The sequence below is a fragment of the Nocardia sp. NPDC051321 genome, from assembly GCF_044455225.1.
GTDB lineage: Bacteria > Actinomycetota > Actinomycetes > Mycobacteriales > Mycobacteriaceae > Nocardia.
On record NZ_JBITEM010000002.1, the window covers coordinates 341,903 to 363,169 of the forward strand.

The 21,267-nt window shown below is 68.0% G+C and carries 12 protein-coding genes; 6 read left to right on the plus strand and 6 right to left on the minus strand.

Going from position 1 to position 21,267, the window contains the following annotated elements; translation table 11 throughout:
* Window positions 1-174: 174 nt before the first annotated feature.
* A complete protein-coding gene (gene gndA, locus ACIA8C_RS05645) occupies window positions 175-1,629 on the minus strand; it encodes an NADP-dependent phosphogluconate dehydrogenase (protein WP_397131232.1) in 1,455 nt (484 codons plus the stop codon).
* 272 nt (window positions 1,630-1,901) lie between these two features.
* On the opposite strand from gndA, the gene ACIA8C_RS05650 reads away from it, so the two are divergent.
* Window positions 1,902-2,861, plus strand: coding sequence for a purine-nucleoside phosphorylase (locus tag ACIA8C_RS05650; RefSeq protein ID WP_397131234.1), 960 nt, complete (start codon window positions 1,902-1,904; stop codon window positions 2,859-2,861).
* Window positions 2,862-2,991: 130 nt separating this feature from the next.
* Window positions 2,992-3,843, plus strand: coding sequence for a siderophore-interacting protein (locus ACIA8C_RS05655; protein ID WP_397131236.1), 852 nt, complete (start codon window positions 2,992-2,994; stop codon window positions 3,841-3,843).
* Window positions 3,844-3,886: 43 nt separating this feature from the next.
* Here the strand turns inward: ACIA8C_RS05655 and ACIA8C_RS05660 are convergent, their stop codons facing one another.
* From ACIA8C_RS05660 to ACIA8C_RS05675, 4 genes are read right to left on the minus strand one after another with little or no spacing between them, the layout of a single operon-like run.
* Window positions 3,887-5,002, minus strand: coding sequence for a FecCD family ABC transporter permease (locus ACIA8C_RS05660; protein ID WP_397131238.1), 1,116 nt, complete (start codon window positions 5,000-5,002; stop codon window positions 3,887-3,889).
* Window positions 4,999-6,024, minus strand: a complete 1,026-nt coding sequence (locus ACIA8C_RS05665; RefSeq protein ID WP_397131240.1) for a FecCD family ABC transporter permease — start codon at window positions 6,022-6,024, stop codon at window positions 4,999-5,001. The genes ACIA8C_RS05660 and ACIA8C_RS05665 overlap by 4 nt, the downstream gene beginning before the upstream one ends.
* Window positions 6,011-7,105, minus strand: a complete 1,095-nt coding sequence (locus tag ACIA8C_RS05670; protein ID WP_397131242.1) for an iron-siderophore ABC transporter substrate-binding protein — start codon at window positions 7,103-7,105, stop codon at window positions 6,011-6,013. Before ACIA8C_RS05670 ends, ACIA8C_RS05665 begins: the two co-directional genes overlap by 14 nt.
* A 7-nt stretch (window positions 7,106-7,112) precedes the next feature.
* Window positions 7,113-13,982 (minus strand): amino acid adenylation domain-containing protein, encoded by a 6,870-nt coding sequence (locus tag ACIA8C_RS05675; RefSeq protein WP_397131244.1) that lies wholly within the window; start codon window positions 13,980-13,982, stop codon window positions 7,113-7,115.
* Window positions 13,983-14,174: 192 nt separating this feature from the next.
* Here ACIA8C_RS05675 and ACIA8C_RS05680 point away from each other — a divergent pair, with 192 nt between their 5' ends.
* Genes ACIA8C_RS05680 through ACIA8C_RS05690 form a run of 3 tightly spaced genes read left to right on the plus strand, consistent with a single transcriptional unit; the run spans window position 14,175 to window position 18,602 of the window.
* Window positions 14,175-15,110, plus strand: a complete 936-nt coding sequence (locus ACIA8C_RS05680) for a methionyl-tRNA formyltransferase (protein WP_397131246.1) — start codon at window positions 14,175-14,177, stop codon at window positions 15,108-15,110.
* Window positions 15,094-16,812, plus strand: coding sequence for an ABC transporter transmembrane domain-containing protein (locus ACIA8C_RS05685; protein WP_397131248.1), 1,719 nt, complete (start codon window positions 15,094-15,096; stop codon window positions 16,810-16,812). Before ACIA8C_RS05680 ends, ACIA8C_RS05685 begins: the two co-directional genes overlap by 17 nt.
* The gene (locus ACIA8C_RS05690; RefSeq protein ID WP_397131250.1) at window positions 16,809-18,602 is read left to right on the plus strand and encodes an ABC transporter ATP-binding protein; all 1,794 of its coding nucleotides are present in this window, start codon (window positions 16,809-16,811) and stop codon (window positions 18,600-18,602) included. The genes ACIA8C_RS05685 and ACIA8C_RS05690 overlap by 4 nt, the downstream gene beginning before the upstream one ends.
* Before the next feature lie 139 nt (window positions 18,603-18,741).
* Here the strand turns inward: ACIA8C_RS05690 and ACIA8C_RS05695 are convergent, their stop codons facing one another.
* Window positions 18,742-20,388 (minus strand): (2,3-dihydroxybenzoyl)adenylate synthase, encoded by a 1,647-nt coding sequence (locus ACIA8C_RS05695; RefSeq protein WP_397131252.1) that lies wholly within the window; start codon window positions 20,386-20,388, stop codon window positions 18,742-18,744.
* A 67-nt stretch (window positions 20,389-20,455) separates the two neighbouring features.
* Between ACIA8C_RS05695 and ACIA8C_RS05700 the strand changes: the two genes are divergently transcribed.
* Window positions 20,456-21,265: an SDR family oxidoreductase gene (locus tag ACIA8C_RS05700; RefSeq protein ID WP_397131254.1), complete on the plus strand. Its 810-nt coding sequence runs from the start codon at window positions 20,456-20,458 to the stop codon at window positions 21,263-21,265.
* The last annotated feature ends 2 nt before the right edge of the window (window positions 21,266-21,267 follow it).

Here is a 21,267-nt window from a genome sequence, read left to right on the forward strand (position 1 = left end):
CGCCATCCCGCTACCAATGTTATGGATCCACAACATCGACATCACCCTCGCACCGATCTATGACGTAGCGAGTTCACCTCCATATGCTCGCAGCGGGCGAAGGTGGGCGCGGCGGGCTGTTGGACGGCACACGAATGCCCGGCCTTCGACGGCCGGGTACTCGGTTGGGTTTGGTCAGTCGGCCTGGATTTCGGAGCGGTCGGCGCTCCACAGGGTGTGGTACTTGCCTGGCATGTCGATGCGCTCGTAGGTGTGGGCGCCGAAGTAGTCGCGCTGGGCCTGGGTGAGGGCGGCGGGGAGGCGCTTGGCGCGCAGGCCGTCGTAGTAGGCGAGGGAGGACGCGAACGCGGGGACCGGGATGCCGAGTTGGACGGCGGCGGCGACCACGCGGCGCCAGCTGTCGATGGCGTTCTCGATGGCCTGCTGGAAGAAGGGATCCAGGATCAGGCTCGGCAACTGGGCGTTGGTGTCGTAGGCGTCTTTGATGCGGTTGAGGAACTGGGCGCGGATGATGCAGCCGCCGCGCCAGATGGTCGCGAGATCGCCGGGGTGCAGGTTCCAGTCGTATTCGGTGCTCGCGGCGGCGATCTGGTCGAAGCCCTGGGCGTAGGCGACCACCTTGGACGCGTACAGCGCGCGTTCGATGTCCTTGGTGAACTGCTCGGCATCGGTGGGCTTGTCGGCGAGCTGCCCCGAGGCGAGGCCGACCGCGGCGCGGCGCTGGTCGGTGGCGCCGGACAGCGCGCGGGCGAACACGGCCTCGGCGATGCCGGTCACCGGAACGCCGAGATCGAGCGCCGCCTTGACGGTCCAGCGGCCGGTGCCCTTCTGCTCGGCGGCGTCGAGGATGACGTCGACCAGTGGCTTGCCGGTCTTGGCGTCGACCTGCTCGAGCACCTCGGCGGTGATCTCGACCAGGTAGCTTTCCAGCTCGCCCTGGTTCCAGCCGGTGAACACGTCGGCGATCTGCTTGGCGTCGAAGCCGAGCGCGTCGCGGAACAGGTGGTAGGCCTCGCCGATGAGCTGCATGTCGGCGTACTCGATGCCGTTGTGCACCATCTTCACGAAGTGGCCCGAGCCGTCCGGCCCGATGTGCGTGCAGCACGGGGTGCCGTCGACCTGCGCGGCGATCGACTCCAGCAGCGGGCCGAGCACCTCGTAGGACTCCTTGGGGCCGCCGGGCATGATGGCCGGGCCGTTGAGCGCGCCCTCCTCGCCGCCGGAGATGCCCGCGCCGACGAAGAGCAGGCCGCGCTCGCGCAGCGACTTTTCCCGGCGGATGGTGTCGGTGAACAGCGCGTTGCCGCCGTCGATGATGATGTCGCCCTCGTCCATCGCGGCGGCGAGTTCCTCGATCACCGCGTCGGTCGGGTCGCCCGCCTTGACCATGATCAGCACCCGGCGCGGCTTCTGCAGCGCGCCGACGAACTCCTCGATCGTCTCGGTGCGCACGAAATCGCCCTCGTCGCCGTGCGCCGCGAGCAGCGCGTCGGTCTTGGCGATGCTGCGATTGTGCAGCGCGACGGTGTGTCCGTGCCGGGCGAAGTTGCGCGCGATATTGCTGCCCATCACTGCGAGGCCGGTGACCCCGATGTGGGCGCGTGCGTTCGATCCCGCCGATGACGTCATGCTGATGGGCCTTTCACTCGGCGCGGACCTCGCCGCGCTCCACCGACTGTTCGACAAACGAGCGCACAGCTGATCGCTCGAGCAAGCATGCGCACCGAAACCGCAGGTGGTGAGGGTTCGGTGGTTCCGCTTGTGCCGCAAGAAAACCTGTCGTCCAACCTACATGGGTGGCTTTGCGCGATTGTCGGGTCGTCCTCGGTTGGCGCGACCGGCCGTTGGGCCGGCCGCAGTGCGCAGGGTGGCGACAAGGGGCCTTGTCATAGGATCAGCCGATGCCCTTACGTCGCTGGATAGTCGCGTTGACGGTGTTCACGACGGTCGCCATGGCGGCCGGTTGCGGCGACGGGGAGACGTCGAACGCGGCACCGGTCAAAGTCGGTGTGCTGGTCATCACGATGTTCGATCCGGAGGTCGAGCCGTGGCTGCAGCGCGAGTCGCTGCCGATCACCGTGGACGTGCCGACGTCGTACAAGCCGGTGCACTGCAACGCCGATGGACTGTGCGTCGCCGAGACCGGGCAGGGTAAGACCAACGCCGCGGCCACCATGATGGCTGTGCTGGACAGCCCGAAATTCGACTTCACCAATGCCCACTTCCTCACCGTCGGCACCGCGGGCGCGCCGCCCGATCAGGCCACCCTCGGCTCCGCGACCTGGGCCCGCTGGATCGTCGACTTCGATCTCGGTAACCACCTCGTCCCGGCCGAGGCGCCCGGCCTGCCGCACGGCTACCGCCCCGTCGAGAACTACAACACCGCCGCGTACCACCTGAACGAGCAGTTGGTCGACACCGCGTTCGGCCTGACCGAGCACGCCACCCTGGCCGACAGTCCCGAGGCCGCCGCCGAGCGTGCCCAGTTCGGCCAAGGCGACCGGAAACCGTCGGTGACCAAGTGCGACACCATGACCGGCGACGACTGGTACTCCGGCAAGGAGCTCTCCGATACCGCGAGCTACATCATGGGCGTCCGCACGAACGGCCAGGGCAACTACTGCACGACGCAGATGGAAGACAATGCCACCGCCGCCGTGCTCGACCGCCACGGCTACCTCGACCGGTATCTGTCGCTGCGCACCGTGAGCAATTTCGACCAGCCCTACCCGGGCCAAAGCGTGCTCGACCACCTCGAGCAGCGGTCCGCGGGCTTCCGCCTGTCCCTCGACAACGGCTACACCCTCGGCCGCACCGTCGTCGACTACTTCCTGAAGAACCGGTACCAGCCGGCTCGTTGAGTAGCCACCACCTTGCCTGCGAAATTAAGTTAGGCTAACCTCATGTTTTGCGCTGTGGGGGAGCGCGGTCGATGGGGTTTCCATGCAACGCAAGGGATGTCACGCACATGATGAAGATCGGCGCGGCCGAATGAACCGAGCTGCTCATCGCGAACGAATCGCCGAGGTGCTCGATCGGGCGGCCGGTGCGGCCAAGGTGCCGTACCCGATCGGGCTGCGTGAGTTGGCGGTGCGGAACGCGCGCATGGTCGGCGCCGGATTACGGCGGTTGACCTTTGCCGGGCCGGAGCTGGCCGGGTTCGAGAATTACGCGCCCACCGAGCACGTTCGGCTGATCTACCCCGACGCGGATGGCACGCTGCGGCTACCCGAGCAGGTTGACCTCAAGCTGAAATGGCCACGCCCGCTGCCGATTTCGCGGGAATACACGGTGCGCCGCTACGATTCGGTCGCCGGCGAACTCGACATCGATTTCGCGCTGCACCCCGGCGGGCACGCGGCGGAGTGGGCGGCAGCGGCGACGCCGGGGGACACCGTCTACATCGCGGGCCCGCCCGGCGGATTGATCGTGCCGTTCAGCTACGACCGGTACCTGCTCGCCGGCGACATCACCGCACTGCCCGCCATCGCCGGCTGGCTGGAGGCGCTGCCCGCGGACGCCGCGGGCTGGGCGTTCATCGAGGTGGTCGATGCCAGCGAGGAGATCGAGCTGGTCGCCCCCGACGGCATCGAGGTGCGGTGGCTGCACCGCGGCGCTGTGCCCGCCGAGCGCTCGGATCTGCTCGACCAGGCCGTGCGCGCGGTAGCGCTGCCCGAGGGCGAGCGGGTGTACGCGTGGATCGCCGCGGAGGCGGGCGTGGTCCGGCCGTTGCGCCGCTGGGTGCGTGAGGTTCTGCGGGCCGAGCCCGGCGACGCCGAGGTGGCCGCCTACTGGAAAGCGGGGCAAGCGGACTTCGACGAAGACGACGAGGCCGACCACTGAACTGCGTTGTGTCTCAGTGAACTGCGCCGTGTCCCAGGTGCGTTCAGTTCCGCGATTTCCACCATCGCCGCCATGGCGCGCGCTCGAACGCGGTCGCTAGGTTCGCGCGCAGGATCAACAACACCAGGAAGGGACCGCCGATTGCCGCCGTCACCACTCCGACCGGTAGCGGATCGGCGAACAGGGTGCGGGAGCAGAGGTCCGCAGCGGTCAGCAGGAGCGCCCCCATGATTCCGGACGCGAGCAGCGGCGGCGACGCGAGCCGGCTCAGCCGCACGGTCACCTGGGGTGCGATCAACGCCACGGCGAAGACCGGCCCGGCCGCCGCGACCGCGATACCCGTCAACAGCACCGCGGTGAGCAGCAGCGACAGCCGCACCGCGGTGAGCCGGACGCCGAGCATGACGGCGACGTCCTCACCAAGGGTGATCGCACGCAGCGGGAAGGCGAGTGCGATCGCGACGAGCGTCAGTGCCCCGATGCCCCACACCGTCATCCACACCTGCGACCACTGTCGCGGCTCCAGTGCCCCGACCAGCCACAGCTGCGCCTGGCCGACATCGCGAATGTCGGCTTTCACCAACATCCACTGGGTCAGGGCCGTCATGATGGCGGTGACCGCGACACCCACCAGCACCAGCCGCTGATTGCCGACCCGGCCGAGGCCGCTCACCGCGAGCACGAAGATCCCGGTGAGTAGTCCGCCGGTCATCGCGGCCAGTGGCAGTCCGAGCGCGGAGAGCGTCGAAATGGTGTGGCCGCCAACGCCGGTCACCACGGCGACCGCAGCGGCACCCGCACCACCGGTGACACCGAGCACGTCGGGTGACGCGAGCGGATTGCGGGCGATGGTCTGCACGATCGCGCCGCCGACCCCGAGCGCCAGTCCCACCAGCACCCCGAGTACCGCTCGTGGCAGCCGGAGTTCGTGAATAACGAAGGCGTTCATGCTGTTTCCGCGACCGAACAGGGTGGCAAGCACGTCAGGCAGCGAGATCGCGAGATCGCCGGTGCCGAGGCTCAAGCAGAACAGCGCGAAGGTCGCCACGGCGCCCGTCACGGCCACCACGACAGGACGCAAGCGCCAGCGGACCGAGAGCTGGGTACCGGGTATGCGCACCGTGGGTGTCGGCCGTCGAGCCTCGATCTGCGCTGTCATCGCGCCCCCGCCTTCCGCCACAGTACGACCGCGAGAAAGAACGGCGCACCGAGCAGCGCGACGACGATCCCGGCCGGTAGTTCGCCGGGCCGCACCGTCACGCGGCCGACGATATCGGCTGCCAGCAGGATGACCGCACCGATCAGGGCCGAGCACGGCAGCAGCCACCGATAGTCGGGTCCGGTCAGCGCGCGCGCCAACCGGGGAACCATGAGACCAAGGAAGGCGATACTTCCGCACGCCGCCGTCGCCGCCCCCGCGAGCAGGGTGACGGTCAGGATGCCGACCAGCCGACCCCGGAATACCTGGACGCCGAGTGCCGCCGCGACATCGTCACCCAGATCCAGCGCATTGAGCACTGGCGCGCACAGGGCCGCGAGCACGAAGCCGATCACCAGGAACGGCAACACAACTCGAAGAATCGGCCACGCCAGGCCGCCTACCGAACCCGCGCCCCAGAACCGCAGCGCATCCAACGACGTGCGGTCACTCAGCGCGATCGCACCGGTCACCGCCGACAGCGACACCGAGATACCGGCGCCGACCAGCACCACCGACAGCGGCGACGCGCCCGACCCGAGTCCGGCGATGGCGAAAACCATTGCCGCGGCGAGCGCCGCGCCGAGGAATGCGAACCAGACGTAGGCCGTCGGGGAGGTGAAACCGAACACGGTGATCGCTAGCACCACGGCCAGCGCCGCGCCCTGCGTGATGCCGAGCAGACCCGGATCGGCCAGCGGATTACGCGTGTATCCCTGCGTCAGTGCACCGGCGAGGCCGAGTGCCGCACCGAGGACCACCGCGAAGACGGTGCGTGGAATGCGAATGGTGCCAAGGATATCGGCGGCCGCGCCCGGGGCGCCCGACAAGCCGTGCCACACCTGCGCGGGTGTCAGCGATCCCGACCCGATCAGCAGGGACAGAACCATGGCTGCCGCCAGTCCCGCCGCTAGCAGCCCGAGGGCGAGCGGCGGGGCCATGGTCCGGCTACGGCGTGACATCAGCGAGCTACGGCGTGCCATGAGCGGCGGCGCTCAGCTTCGGTAGCGCATGCGCGACGAGCCACGGGATATTCAGCACACTCGGCGCACTGATCGCGTACACCAGTGGCGGATCGGTCAGCGCCACATAAGAATTCCCCTTCACCGCGGCCAGCGAGCGGAAGATGGGATTGGCCTCGACGCTCGACTGGAGCGCCGGTTGCAGGTACCAGCTGAGCAACACATCCGGGTTGTAGCGGGGGATGTTCTCCCAGCTGACCTCCGCCGCGAACTTGGCCGGATCGGTCTGCTGGCGCAGCTGCGCGAGTTCGGGCAGCGGGGCGAAGCCGAATGCCCGCAACAGTTCGATGCGCGGATCGGTATCCAGGTAGACGTTCAGCCCGTCCGGCTTGGTCGCGCTGACCATCGTCGCGGTCTTCCCGGCGAACTCGGGGTGCTTGGCGCGTGCCTGTGCGAGTTGCGTATTCGCGTCGGCGACGAGCGCGGTGGCCTCCGGCTCCTTGCCGAGGGCCTTGCCTGCCAGCATGGTCTGATCCTGCCAGCTGGTCTGCCACGGCTTGCCCGGATAGCCAACGGTCGGGGCGATCGCCGACAGCTTGGCGAACTGGTCCGCGGTGACGCCGGACTGCACGGCCAGAATCACATCCGGACGCAGGGCGGCGATCTTCTCGTACGGCATCGACTTGCTCGAGGCTTCGAACACCTCGGGCGTCGCAGAGCCGAGTTTGTCGCGTACCCAAGGCATTACCGGGTCGGTGCTGCCGGAATCGGACTTCATGTTCGGTATGCCGACTGGTGTCACGCCCAGCGCGACCGCCACCTCGGTGGAGCCCCATCCCAGGGTGACCACTCGCTTCGGCGCACTGGGGATCGTCGCCGGTCCCAGCGCCGACTGGATGGTTAGCGGGAAGACCCCGCCCGCCGGTGCGCTTGACGTGTCGGTGGATTGCCCGTCGCTGGTGCAGCCGGTCGCCAGCAGCATCGACACCGCCGCGGCACCGGCGGCCACGGCCCGGAACATCCGTCGGCGGACCGGGCGACGGCAGCGGGCGTGGGCGGGCGCGGATAGCTCCGGCCCTGGGCGAAGGGAACTTTCTACCATGAGGGGCTCACTCTCCTGTCGACCAACGCCCGAGGGCGTCGTTGAGGATCCGGCCGATCTCGGCGATCGGACCAGGCTGGGTCATATCTTTGTGTTCGCAATCGATGTCGTGGTTTTCGATCCCGCCCGCGAAGTACGGCTGCCACAGGTCATAGGTGGCCTTGGTCGCGGGATTGCGGGACGCCGTGAAGAACAGCAGGTCCCCGTCCACGCGCACCTGGCGCGGCTCGGATTCGAGCACCACCGCGTTCGCGAAGTTATCGATCATGGCGCGCGGTGTCACCTCGGTGATACCCGCCAGCGCACTGCCCTCACCGCGCAAAATGTCCACCACCTGCCGACGATTCAGCGATCGGCCCTCGGTGAGCAGCGGTGCCGGATCGTAACCGACCATGTACAACAGCGCGGCCAACGCATCCTGTTCGGTGGGAATCGACGGCCAAGCATCGGAGGGAAACGAGTCGAGCATCGCTACGATGCCGACCGCGCGCCCCCGCGCCTGCATTTCCGCGGCCATCGCATGCGCGACGACCCCGCCCAGCGACCAGCCGACCAAATGGCAGGGGCCTTCCGGGACAACGGATTCGATGTACTCGAGGTATTCGGCCACCATTGCCTCGAGGGTAGGGGGTGGCGGCGTGCCGGTAGCCAGATTCGTGGCCTGGATGCCATAGAGCGGATATCGTGCGTCGATATGGCGCAGCAACCCGGCGAAGCCCCAACTGATCCCGCCCGCCGGGTGGAAACAGAACACCGGTGTTCCATCGCCGCTGGTGCGCAGCGGCAGCAGCACCTCCAGCCCGGAAGTGCTTGCTGCCGTGCCGGTTTCGATAGCCGAGACCAGCTCAGCTGGCGTCGGTGCCGCGAAAAGCACGGCTACGGTGGCGGTTACCCCGAATTCTGCGGAGATCTCGGCCATCATCGTCGCCGCCAGCAGCGAATGCCCACCCAGATCGAAGAAGTTGTCGTCGATCCCCACCGCGTCCAGCGCCGTTGCGCGCGCGAACAATTGGCACACCTTCTCCTCGCTCGCGTTGCGCGGGCCGCGGCCGATGATGCGGTGCGCGATCTGTGGGGCAGGCAGGTTCGATATGTTCACCTTCCCATTGGGCAGGCGGGGGAATTCATCGAGGACGGCGAAGGTCGACGGCACCATGTAGTCGGGCAGCCGGCTCGCGCAACGGCGCATGAGCGCATCGCGGTCGAGTGCCGTGTCCGGCGCCAGCGTGATATACGCGACCAACCGCTCGGCCACGACCTGGACCACCACATCCTCGACCTGCGGGTCCGCCGCGACCACCGCCTCGATCTCGCCGAGCTCGATCCGGAATCCGCGCAGTTTCACCTGGTGATCGGCGCGCCCGTAGTAGTAGATCTGCCCATCCTCGCCCCACCACACCAGATCGGAGGTGCGGTACATGCGGGTGCCATCCGCAGCGAAGGGATCGGCGACGAACCGCTCCGCGGTCTTGGCGGGTTGGTTGCGGTATCCCCGCGCGACGGATCCACCCGCCAGGTACAGCTCCCCGACGCAGCCCACCGCCACCGGTCGCAGCCAGCGGTCCAGCACATAGGCGGGCTTGCCCGGGTCGGGGTACCCGATCGAGACGGGCCCCCGATGATCGGCGGGCACCAGTGCCAAGGTCGCGTTGACCGTGCATTCGGTGGGACCGTAGGCATTGAACAGTCGGCGCCCTGGCGCGTACCGAGTGATCAGCGCCTGGGTGAGTTTCTCCGCGCCGAGCATGAGATCGATGCCGGGTGGCAGGTCCACACCGGGCGGGAACGCGGCCGCGAAAGTCGGTGGGATGCCGACGAAATTAGCGCGATGGCTGGTGATCACCTCCAGTAGCGGGGTACCAGGCAGCCGGTCTTCCTCGCGGGCGATGATCAGCGTGCCGCCCGAGCAGATTCCCCACATCACCTGCCAGAAGCCGAGATCGAAGCTGATCGATGAGAAGTGCAGCGCCCGGGTGTGCGGTCCCATACCGATCACATCCCGTTGCAGGACAAGTAAGTCCACCAAGCCACGGTGGGTGACCTCTACGCCCTTCGGCACGCCGGTGGAGCCGGAGGTGTAGATCACGTAGGCCAGGTCGTCCGGTCCGGGGGCACGGCGGCGACGTGTTTCGATCGGTGCGGCCGGTTCGCCGGCCCGGAGGCGTGCGATATCCGCCGGATCATCGAGGATCAGCCGGGGTGTGCTGTCGGCGAGCATGTGCGCCAACCGATCCGGGGGATAGGACGGGTCGAGTGGCAGATACGCCGCGCCGACGCGCAGCACCGCGACCACCGCGACCATGAGTTCGGTCGTGCGGGGTAGCTGGAGCCCGACGATATCGCCGGTGCCGACGCCCACCTCGGCGAGCCGATGCGCCAGGCGGTTCGACCAGTCCAGCAGTTCGGCGTAGGTGATGGCGTCGGCGCCGCATTCGATGGCAGTCGCCGTCGCGTGCCGCGTCGCGATAGGAACAAAGATGTCGGCGAACTCCACCGGGGTGCGATCGTGCGGTCGAATGCCGAAGTGCCGCAGCCGGTTCTGCTCGCCCTCGTCGAGTGCGCTGATCCCGGCGATGGGCACGCCCGGTTCGGCGGTGAGGCGTTCGAGCAGCAGCGTCACCCGCCCGAGCATCGCCTCGGCGGTGGCGTCGTCGAACAGTTCGGTCGAATACTCCAGCGCGGCAACAATGCCCGAGACATCGGGCAACTGCGTGAAGCGCAACGACGCCTCGAACTTGGCGGTGTCGGGCGTCACCGTGCGGGTGGTCACCGGGTGGGTGCCGAATACCGTTGTGCCCGAGGGTTCTTCCCAGTGCGTGAGCATGACCTGGAACAGCGGGTGCCGCGATCCGGACCGTGGCGGGTTCACCGCCTCGACGACGGCGTCGAAGGAGGTTCGCGCGTGATCGAAGGCCGCGACGTCGGCAGTGCGGACATCGGCCAGCAACTCGAAAAAGGTCATTTCCTCGCGTACAGCGCAGCGCAGCACCACGGTATTGACGAAGCACCCGATGAGCTCGTCCGCGGCCGAATGGGTGCGGCCCGCGAACGGGGTGCCGATGCTCAGGTCCAGGCCTGCGCCGGTGCGCGCCAGGGCGACGAGCAGAGTGGCGTGCAGCACGATGAAGGGGGTGACGCCCGCCTGGCGGGCCACCGCGAGCACCGCCTGCTGGACCTCGGGCGCCAGCCTGCGGTCGATGGTCCGCCCGGCGTGCGTCGGCAACGCGGGTCGCGGCCGGTCGGTGCGCCAGGACAGTTCGTCCGCCGCACCCGTCAAATAGGACCGCCAGAAGTCGGAGTCGTTGCGGTCGGCACCGTTGTCGATCTGCCATTGCGCGAGTTCGCGCACGCGCGGCCCGGTTTCGGAGAGTTGTGTCGGCAGCGCTCGTCCGGCCAGGCGTGCGGTGTAGGCGTCGGCCAGCTGCCGTACCAGGATCTGCCGGGAGAACTCGTCGCCGATGACGTGATGCATCACCACGCCGATACCGTTGCGCGAGATGAAGAACCGTACCGGAGGGGCGAGCTCGATGTCGAAGCCCGCGGCGAGCGCGTCGGCCAGCGCGGCGTCCAGGTCGTCGACGTCGGCGATGTCGGGTGCCGAGGACGCGGGCTGTTGCACAGGCCGCCCCTGTACCACCGGGAATCGCGTGCGCAGACTCTCTTGCGCCCGGACCACATCGCCGATGGCAGCCCGTGCGACAGCGGGGTCGAGCACCGCGTCGTCGGCGGCGAGTTCGATCGCGAGACCCATCACATAGGTCGCGGGGCCGTCATGTCGGTCGAGCAGCCAGATCCGATGTTGCGCGGGGGTGAGATCAACCGGCGCATCGGCTGCCAAGCGCGCGACGGGCTGGACCGGCCGATGGTCACCGCCGGCTTCGGCCAACGCGGCGAGCGCGCGCGGCGTCGGATGGTCGAAGATATCGCGGAAGCGAAGTCCTTCCAGCCCATCGGTCGTCGCCAGTTCGCGTAGCAGCGCGACCGCGCGCAGCGAGTGCCCGCCGAGTTGAAAGAAGTTGTCGTCGGGGCCGATTCGGTCGACGCCGGTCGTCCGTGCGAAGGCCGCGCAGACCAACCGGGTGATCGGGTCGACGACCTCGTCGGTGCCCGTACCGTGCAACCGCGGCTCGGGCAGGGCACGCTTGTCGACCTTGCCGTTCACGGTGAGCGGTAGGGCGGGGACGATGACGATCAGCGCGGGCACCATATAGTGCGGCAATCGATCGGACAGATACCGCCGAATCGGTTCGGTGGCAGTCGGATCCGCGGGCCCGGTGACGTAGGTGACCAGTGCCTCGGTCTCCTTCGGCAGTGGCCGAGGCACGGTCACCGACGCGGTCACGGCGGGGAATGTGACTGCGACAGCGTCGATTTCGGCGGGTTCGATGCGGTAGCCGCGCACCTGCACCTGATCGTCGCCGCGACCGAGATACCGGAGGTCGCCTGCCGCGGTGACGGTCGCCAGATCGCCGGATCGGTAGAGGCGCCCGCCCGCGGCGTACGGGTCGGCGACGAAGCGGCCTGCCGTCAGGCCGGGCCGGCCGAGGTAGCCGTCGCTGAGACCCGGTCCGGCGATGCAGAGTTCGCCGACGGCACCCGGCACCACCGGCCGCAGCACGCCGTCGAGCACATAGGCGCGCAGATCGGCGATCGATGTCCCGATGACCGACTCATCCCGGTCGGTGTCTTCGAGGCCCACCGGATATGCCGTGACATGCACCGTCGTCTCGGTGATGCCGTACATATTGATCAGCCGCGTTTCCGGCGCGAATGTCAACCATGGCCGCAGCGCGGCGGGTTTCAGCCGCTCGCCGCCGAAGATGATGTAGCGCAACCGATTCGCGCCGAGTTCGCGCAGCTCCGGGATCAGCGCCTCGAATGCGGACGGGGTTTGGTTCAGCACGGTCACCCCGGAATCGACGATCAAGCGCGCGATCGCTGGGGTATCCCGCACATCGGTGTCGGTGGGGACTGTCAGTGTCGCACCGTGCAGGAGTGCACCCCAGATCTCCCACACCGAGAAGTCGAAGGCATAGGAGTGGAACAGTAACCATCGATCGTCTTGCCGATGGTCGACAACGGATTCGGTTGCGGTGAAAAGCCGCAACACGGCCTGGTGGGTGATGGGTACACCTTTAGGCGTACCGGTCGACCCCGAGGTGTAGATGACATACGCCGTGTCTTCGGCAAGACGGCGGGCGTGCGGATCGTGCACGGCGATGCCCGAGATACCCAGAGTGGCAGCGATTTTCGCATCGGCGACGATGAAATCCGTACGCGCAGCAGGCGAATTCGGATCGGTGGGCAGATACCCGGCGCCGCTGCGCAGGACGCCGAGGATCGCCGCGACTACCTCCGGGCCGCGCGGTAACGCGATACGGACGAGATGACCGGGGCGAATGCCGCCGGCGCGCAGTATGCCGGCGATTGTTTCGGATCTGTCGCGCAGCTGGGCGTAGGTGACCGTCGGTTGGCCGGGGCCGATCAGCGCGGGGGAGTCCGGGTACCGGGCGGCGACCGCGTCGAACGCGGTGACAAGATTACCGCCGGAATCCGAGCCGCGAGCGGCACTGGCGATGGGTCCACGGTCCGCGCCGGTCGCGCGCCGCCAGAGCTTCGTGTCGGCTTCGGTACCGAACCCCTCCCCACCGAGGTAGTGCACGAAGCGATCGGCATGCAGGGCGATGTCCGTGGCCGAATAGGTGGCCGGGTTGCCTGCCAGTTCGACGATGAGCAGGGCCTCGTCCGCGGAATCGCCGGGTGCGCTGGTGTCTCGGGTGATGCGGATGGCGATGTCGGCGATCGGACCTTCGGCGAGGATCTCGAGGTGTGCCGGTGCGCCGGGCAGATTCAGCGTCGGCGTGAACGGCATGATGTTGAGCAGCGGGCCGCCGCTCACCGGAGTCGGGCCGTTGTTGTCCCGCTGTTTGCGCAGCTGTTCCGCCGCGGCGTCGATCAGCGACTGGTCGATGCCAGGGGACTGCCTTAGTCGATCGCGATCGAGTGCCGGGAAGTCGAGCGTGGCCAGGTAGGTCTGTGCCAGCGGTGTCCGCCACTGCTGCATGGTTTTTCGACCGAGCACGGGCAGGTCGACGCGAACCGAGTCCATGGCCCGCAATTGTGCGGTGTAGCCGACGACGGCGGCCAGCGCGGTGGTGATCCAATCGTCCGCCGCGATCCGGGCCGTCCGGCCGGCGCGCACCGGCAGTGGCCGTGGCGGCGCGTTGCGCCCCGACCAGGTTGCTGCCGGAGTCGCATCGGTGCGGTCCGGTTCCGGAAGCCGGTTCTCGGGCTGGAGGTCCGACAGTGGTGGGAAGGTGGCGGGCGGTATCTGCTCGCCGCGGAGCCTGGCGGTGTAGATCTTTTCGATTCGCTGCCGCAGCAGCAGATAGCCGAATCCGTCGAGCAGCAGGTGGTGTGCCCGCAGATACCAGGCGACGCGGCCGTCGCCCAGCGAGATGAGCGCGGTCCGGAGCAGCGGTGCGCCGAGGTCGGCTGGGTCCTCGTCGATCGCCTGGATATCGCCGGACATCATCGCGCGGGCCGCTGCCTCGTCCGCGACGTCGAGGAGTTCGACGCTGATGCGCTGGTTCGCGTCGACGATCATGCCGTGATCGGTCTCGTTTGTAGTGAATCGCACTGCACCCAAACGTGATTCGTCGATAGCCCGGGCGATGGCGAATTCCAGGTGCGTGTGGTCGAGGTTGCCCGCACTGTCGAACCAGGTGACCTCGGCCGTCCGATAGGCGGCCGGGTCGACGGCTACCTGGTGTCCCCACCAGAGCTCGCGCTGTGCGGCGGTCAGGTCGAAGTGTTCGGAGCTGGATGGTTCGGTACCGGATACTTCGATACCGCTATCGATCGGGCCCAAGCTCATTGCCACTTCCTCTTAGTTTAGGCTAACCTCTGAACGCTTGGGTAGCCTAACCTAATAATTCTCTGAAGCGGTACCTGCCCATGCGGCGGTAGCCCGGACCGGCTCTGCCCTGAACTGCAGTGAAAGCAATGGTTGACGAATTCACCGCGGCCACCGACCCGTCGGCCGCTCTTCTAGATCGGGTGGGATGACATGCGCATTGTTACTTTCGGCTTCCAGACCTGGGGGCATCGCACCCTGCAGGCCATCATCGGCTCCAAACACGAGGTGGTGCTGGCGGTTACGCATCCGCCCAGCGACAATCCCTATGAGCAGATGTGGAACGACTCGGTCGAGGAACTCGCTATAGCGAACGGGATTCCGGTACACATCGCCAAGCGTCCGGATGCCGAGCTGCGGCGCGTGGTGGACGAGGCCGCGCCGGACCTCATCGTCGCCAATAACTGGCGTACCTGGCTGCCGGAAGAGATCTGGCGCAAGCCCCGCCTCGGCACGCTCAACGTGCACGATTCACTGCTGCCCAAGTACGCGGGCTTCTCCCCGCTGATCTGGGCGCTGATCAACGGCGAGCCGCAGGTCGGCGTGACCGCGCACATGATGGACGAGCGCTTGGACGCCGGGCCGATCGTCGCTCAGGTCGCGGTCCCCGTCGGCGCGCAGGATCGCACCGTCGACCTCTTCCGCCGGACCGTCGACGAAATCGAGCCGCTGCTGTTGCACGCGCTCGATCTGCTCGAATCCGATACCGCACAACTGATTCCACAGGACCCTGCGGCGGCGACGTACTTCCACAAGCGGTCCGCGCGGGATTCCCATATCGACTTCAGCTGGCCGGCCGAGGTCATCGAACGGCTGGTTCGCGCGCAATCCGATCCGTACCCGAATGCCTTCTGCTACTTCAAGGGTGAGCGACTGCGGGTGCTGTCGGCCTCGGTCTCGGCCACCCGATACGGGGGTACCCCCGGCCGGATCACCGTCGAGGATGCCGGCGGTATCGCGGTCACCGCCGGTCCGCAGGCGTGGAGCGGCGCGAATCGGGCGCTGGTGCTGCATCGGCTGCGCACCGACGACGGCGTCGAGCACGATGCCCTGACCTACCTGGGTAATTCGGGTGGCTATCTTGAATAATCCGGACGGTACGGGCTGGCGACCGTTCGCGCTCGCGCCCGAACTTCCGGTGTCGACCACGCAGCCGCGAATCGATCAGAGCACCACCGCGCGACAGCTGGTGCTGCGAGCCATGATGGCGCATCGGGGCCTGATGATTCCGGCGATCGCGCTGTCGGTGCTGCACCAGGCGGGGGTGATGCTGGTCCCGGTGATCGTCGCGCAGACGGTCGATCGCGCGGTGGCCGCCGGCGACGGCGGCGCGCTGGCGAGTTGGATCGCCCTGCTGGCGGCGGTGTTCGTGGTACTGAGCGTCAGCTATCGGTTCGCCTCCCGATTGGGTTGGCTGGCAATGAATTACGTCGATCACGCACTGCGGATGCGGGTGGTCGATCGGATATTCGATGCCGGTGGTCTCGGTGGTCCGCCACGGCAGCCCGGCGAATTGCTGTCCGTCGCTACCGTCGACACGCAAACGGTGGCCAGGGCCAAAGCGGCGCTGATCTATCCGTTCGGTCAGCTGATCGGGATTTTGCTCGGCGCGGGGATCCTGATCACCATCTCGTGGCCGCTCGGCGTGGCAGCGGTGCTCGGCGCGACGCTGGTGGTCGTCGCCGCCGACCGCATTGCCGCGCCGGTCGCCAAGCGCATGCAATCGCAGCGGGGCGCCGCTGCGTCGGCCGCCGCGTCGGCCGCCGACATCGTGGCCGGGCTGCGGGTGATCCGTGGCATGGGTGCCGAGCGCACAGCCTTTGCCCGCTATCAGCGCGCCTCCGAGAAAGCCTTGACCGCAACACATTCCGCGAACCGCGCGGCCGCCGGGCTGACCGCGCGGCTGAGTGGGTTCGGTGGGTTGTTCGTGGTCGGGATCGGGGTCTACGCGGCGATCCTCGCGGTCGACGGTCGGCTGACCATTGGTCAGCTGATCACCGTGATCGGTATTTCGCAACTACTCATCGATCCGATGAGCGCACTGGGCAAGATACTCGGCCTGTTCTGGAATTCCGCGCTGGCCAGTGCGGTGCGTGTGCTCGCGGTCGTGCAGACCCCACCGCTGCTGTCCGCTGCCGAGATTACCGATCCCGCGCCCATACCCGGGCAGGCCGAACTGACCTTCGATCTCGGCGAGCGGACGATCTCGCTGGCCGCGGGGACGTCATTGGTGGTGTCCGCGCCGCATGCCGAGATGGCCCCGCTGGTTCGCGGCCTCGCGCTCGACGGACCGCCGACCGGTGGCCGGATTCTGTTGGGGGGACAAGACTTAGCCGGTCTCGGCCCCCACGCGGTGCGCCGCCGCATCGTGGTCGCACCCCATGAAGCGCAGCTCTTCGAGGGCACCATCCTCGAGAATGTGACCGGTGACAACCAGGGGGAACCGACGGAGCGGCAGGAACGTGCGCTGCTGGCCGCGGGTCTTGCCGATGTGCTCCAGATACTGCCCGACGGCGCAGGCACCCAAGTGGGTGCGGGCGGCTACGAGCTGTCGGGTGGGCAACGGCAGCGGGTAGCGCTTGCCCGCGCGCTGGCCGCCGATCCCGATATCCTCGTCCTCGTCGATCCGACCACCGGAGTCGATTCGGTGACCGAAACCGCCATCGCCGCAGCGGTACTCGCCTTCCGGCGCGGCAGATCCACGCTGGTGCTCACCTACTCACCGGCCTGGCGGGCGGCCGCGGACACCGCGGTCGTGCTGGCACCGGACGTCGTGGGAGCCACCCGATGAATCGTGAACAGCTGACCATTGCGACCCCCGCGCAGGTGCGGCAGGCCGTGCGAGCGCAGCTACCGGGCCAATGGGCCGCCGTGGCAGGCGCCACCGCCGCGCTCACCCTGGCCGCCGCCGCCGCGCTGGTCCCGCCCGCACTGATGGGTGGTCTGGTAGATCTGGTCGCCTCCGATCGTCCGATTCGCTTGCTGGGCAGCGGGTCTGGCGCGGTGTGGCGGGCGGGTGGGGTGATGGTTGTCGCGACGATCGTGTCGGCCGTCGCGGGCGCGTATGGATTCTTCACCAGTGCCAGGATCGTCAGTTCTATCCTGGCCGTACTCCAGCAGCGAGTGGTTCGCGGCGCGCTGCGGCTGCCGCTGGCCCGGATCGAGAAGGCCGGGGCCGGTGACGTGGTCTCCCGCACCGCCGAAGACGTAGCCGTGGTGAACCAGACCATCGGTGAGGCGCTGCCGCTCGTCACCAGCGCCGGATTCGCCGTGGCCGTCACCATGGTCGGAATGGCCTCGGTGGACTGGCGATTCGCGCTGACGATGCTGATTCTGCTGCCCATCTACTGGCTCGGGGTGCGCCGGTATCGGCTCGACGCGCCCCAGGTCTACGCAAGCGAACGTGCCGAACGTGGTCTTCGCGCGGGGGAGATTCTGGCTTCGATCCGGGGTCTGTCGACCGTGCGCGCCTTTGAGCTCGAGCAACGCCAGCGTGCCCGGATTTCCCGGCACTCCTGGTCGGTCGTGCGCCTTTCGGTGCTGACCCGAGTTTTCGCCAATCGCCTCACCGGGCGGATCAACCTGGCGGAATGGGTGGGCATGAGCGCGCTGCTCGTGGTCGGTTTCTACCTGGTGCGCAGCGCGGGGGTGACCGTCGGCGCGGTGACAACGGCAACCCTGTTCTTCCTTCGGCTTTTCGGACCGATCTCGCAGTTGTTGTTCTTGGTCGACCAGCTGTCTTCGGCGGCGGCATCGCTGCGGCGGATGGTCGGCGTCGCCTTGGAGACAGCCGATCTCGTGGACCGCTCGCCCGAGGGCGCGGGCCACGTGGTCGCGGTTGACCGGCCCGGACTCGTCCTGCGGGATGTCGGTTTCGACTACGGCCGTGGTCCGGTGCTGCGCGAGGTGACCGCGCATTTCCCGCCGGGCACCACCACCGCCATTGTGGGGACGTCCGGGGCAGGCAAGTCGACCCTCGCGGCCCTGATCGCCGGGATCCGGGAGCCGGAAACCGGGACGATCACCATCGGCGACACCGATGTCGGTGAGCTCGATCCGAGACTTCGCGCGCGCCAATTATGTTTGGTCACACAGGAAGTGCACATTTTCGCGGGATCAATTCGGGACAACTTGACGTTGGTGCTTCCGGCCGACGCGGCACCCGACGATACGGTGCTCTGGCAGGTCCTGAGGGCCGTCGGCGCGGCCGACTCGGTGGCGACGCTGCCCGACGGGCTGGATACGGTGGTCGGCTCGCACGGCCATCCACTCACGGCTGTGCAGTCCCAACAGGTCGCGCTGGCCAGAGTCCTGCTGCTGGACCCGCCGGTGCTGTTACTCGACGAGGCCACCGCCGAGGCGGGGTCGGAGGGGGCCGGAGAACTCGAACGCGCAGGCTGGCAGGCGACCCGCACGCGCACGTCGATCGTCATCGCCCATCGCCTCAGCCAGGCCAGACATGCCGACGCGGTGCTGCTGATGCACGAGGGCCGGGTCGCCGAACGCGGTACGCACGAGGAACTTCTCGCCGCGAACGGCCGCTATGCCCGCCTCTGGCAGGCCTATGCCGGGGACATGTGAGGAAGGCGGCAAGAACATCCGCCGCGGTTTGACGTGCGCGGCCGTCGTTGCGGCACAGCCGATTTCGCCGATCAGTCGCCGTGATCGCCGACCAGCCGGTCGTCGATCGCGGCGACTGAGCCCGTGCGGCCGACTCCGTTCAGGAGTCGGCCGCCGCGCGTGCACTCAATTCGGCCCGCAGGCTGCGCCGGCTGATCTTGCCGACGCTCGTCTCCGGGAAGCTGTCGACCACCTGAAGCAGATCGGGGATCTTCCAGGTCGCCACGCCGCGGTCCCGCACGAACTGGCGGATTTGGCCGAGCGCGGGCGGGGTCGCCGGGTCGGCGGCAAGCACGAACACGCAGCTGCGCTCGCCGAGCCGCTCGTCAGGCACCGAGACGACGATCGCGTCGCGAATCAACGGATGGTCCAGCAGATGTGCTTCGATCTCCTCGGCCGAGATCTTCTCGCCGCCCCGGTTGACGCGGTCGCCGAGCCTGCCCTTGACCACCAGATTGCCATCCGGACGCAGGTTGACCACATCGCCGGTGCGGTACCAGCCGTCCTCGGTGAACGACGACGCATTGGCCTCCGGATTGCGGTAGTACCCGCGAATCGTGTACGGCCCCTTAGTGATCAGCAAGCCGTCCATGCCAGGCGGGACGTAGTTGCCCGCCTCGTCGACCACCGCGACCTGATCGTGCGGGGACATCGGGCGACCCTGGGTGGCGAGCACCACATCTTCCGGGTCGTCGAGCCGGGTGTAGCAGACCAGGCCCTCGGCCATGCCGAACACCTGCTGCAGGGTCGCGCCGAGGGCCGGGCGGATGCGGCGGGCCAGTTCGTCCGGGCAGCGGGCGCCACCGACGAGCAGCACCCGCAGGCTGGAAATGTCGTACTTGGTACTGGCTTCCGCGCGTTCGACCCACAGCCGGGCCAGCGGCGGCACCAGTCCGGTGATGGTGACGCCGAACCGCTCGATCGCGCTGAATGCGGTGGTGGGGGAGGGGTCGATGGCCATGGCTACCGTGCCGCCCGCGACCAGCGCGCCGAGAATGCCCGGCGAGCTCATCGGGAAGTTGTGTGCCACCGGCAGCGCCGCGAGGTAGACGCTTGCGCTGTCGAGCTCGCACAGCTCGGCGCTGCGGCGCACGCTGTAGAGGTAGTCGTCGTGCGTGCGCGGGATGAGTTTCGGGGTGCCGGTGCTGCCGCCGGACAGCTGCAGGAACCCGACGTCGGAGGCGTCGACCTCCGGCAGATCCCTTGGCGCGGCGCGCATCTCGTCGAGGGCGCGGGTGCCGCCCGGGAGCGCGGCGCCCTGCTGGTCCGGGACGATGATCAGATGCCGCAGCGCGGGCGAGTTGTCGCGCAGGATCGCGGCGAGCGTGGCGTGGTTGAACCGCTGGTGGTGATGGCAGGTGACCATCGCCACCGCGCCGCTGGCCTGTGCGATCGGCACCAGCTCGGACTGGCGGTGCGCGGGCAGGCAGAAGACCGGCAGCGCGCCCGCGTAGAAGAGGCCGAAGATCACCTCGACGAACTCGGCGATATTGGGCAACTGGACCAGCACTCGATCGCCCGGGCGCACGCCGAGTTCCAGGAACCCGGACGCGAGCGATGTGGCGCGCGTCTCCACTTGCGCGTAGGTCCAGCGATTTCGATCGTCTACTACGGCGATCGCGTCCGGCGTCGCCGCGGCGCGGGCGCTGAGCATGCTGCCGAAGGTGTCACCGGTCCAATACCCCAACTCGCGATATTGCTCGACTTCCGTTGCGGGCCAGGGGGTTAGGTCGGATTGAGACGGCATTGTCGAACTCCTTCTTGCCGAAACGTTCGTGTTTACTTTCATTAAGAATTTAGGTTAGGCTAAGCAAATGTCGAGGCAGAGTAAAGCCGATGGCGGTGTGATCATCACCGGCGCGGCCGGTGGTATCGGCCGCGCCGCAGCCCAGATCTTCGCGGCCAGGTCGGCGGCGCCGGTGGTGCTGTGGGATCAGGATCCGTCCGTGCACGCCGCCGCCACCGAGCTCGGTTCGACCCGAGCCGAGAGCAGCACCCATGCGCAACAGGTCGACGTGACCGACGCCGATGCCGTGGACAAGGCGTTCGCCGCGGCGGTCGAACGGGTCGGACCCATCGAGTCCGTCGTGCATGCGGCCGGCATCCTGGAAACCGGATCGGTCTCGGAATTGACCGGGGCGCAATGGGATCGGTGCCTGGCGGTGAACGCCACCGGGACGATGAATGTCACCCGGCGGGCGGCCGCCGTGCTCGCCGCGAACGGCGGCGGTTCGATCGTGGTCGTCACCTCGAACGCCGCGGGCACCCCGCGGGTCGGGATGGCCGCCTACGGGGCGTCGAAGGCCGCGGCGCGCGCGTTCGCCATGGCGCTCGGCCTCGAGGTCGCCGCCCTCGGCGTCCGGGTGAACATGGTGTCTCCGGGATCCACCGACACACCGATGTTGCGCGGCATGTGGACCGAGGCCGCGGCCGAATTGTCCGAGTCTGCCCGCGATCAGGTGCTGGCGGGTGACCCCGCGAACTTCCGCCTCGGTATCCCGCTGCGCCGGGTGGCCCAGCCCGAAGACGTCGCCGAAAGCATCTACTTCCTGACTTCCCCCCTGGCCCGCCACATCACCATGCATGACCTGCGCGTCGACGGTGGCGCGACGTTCGACGCCTGACA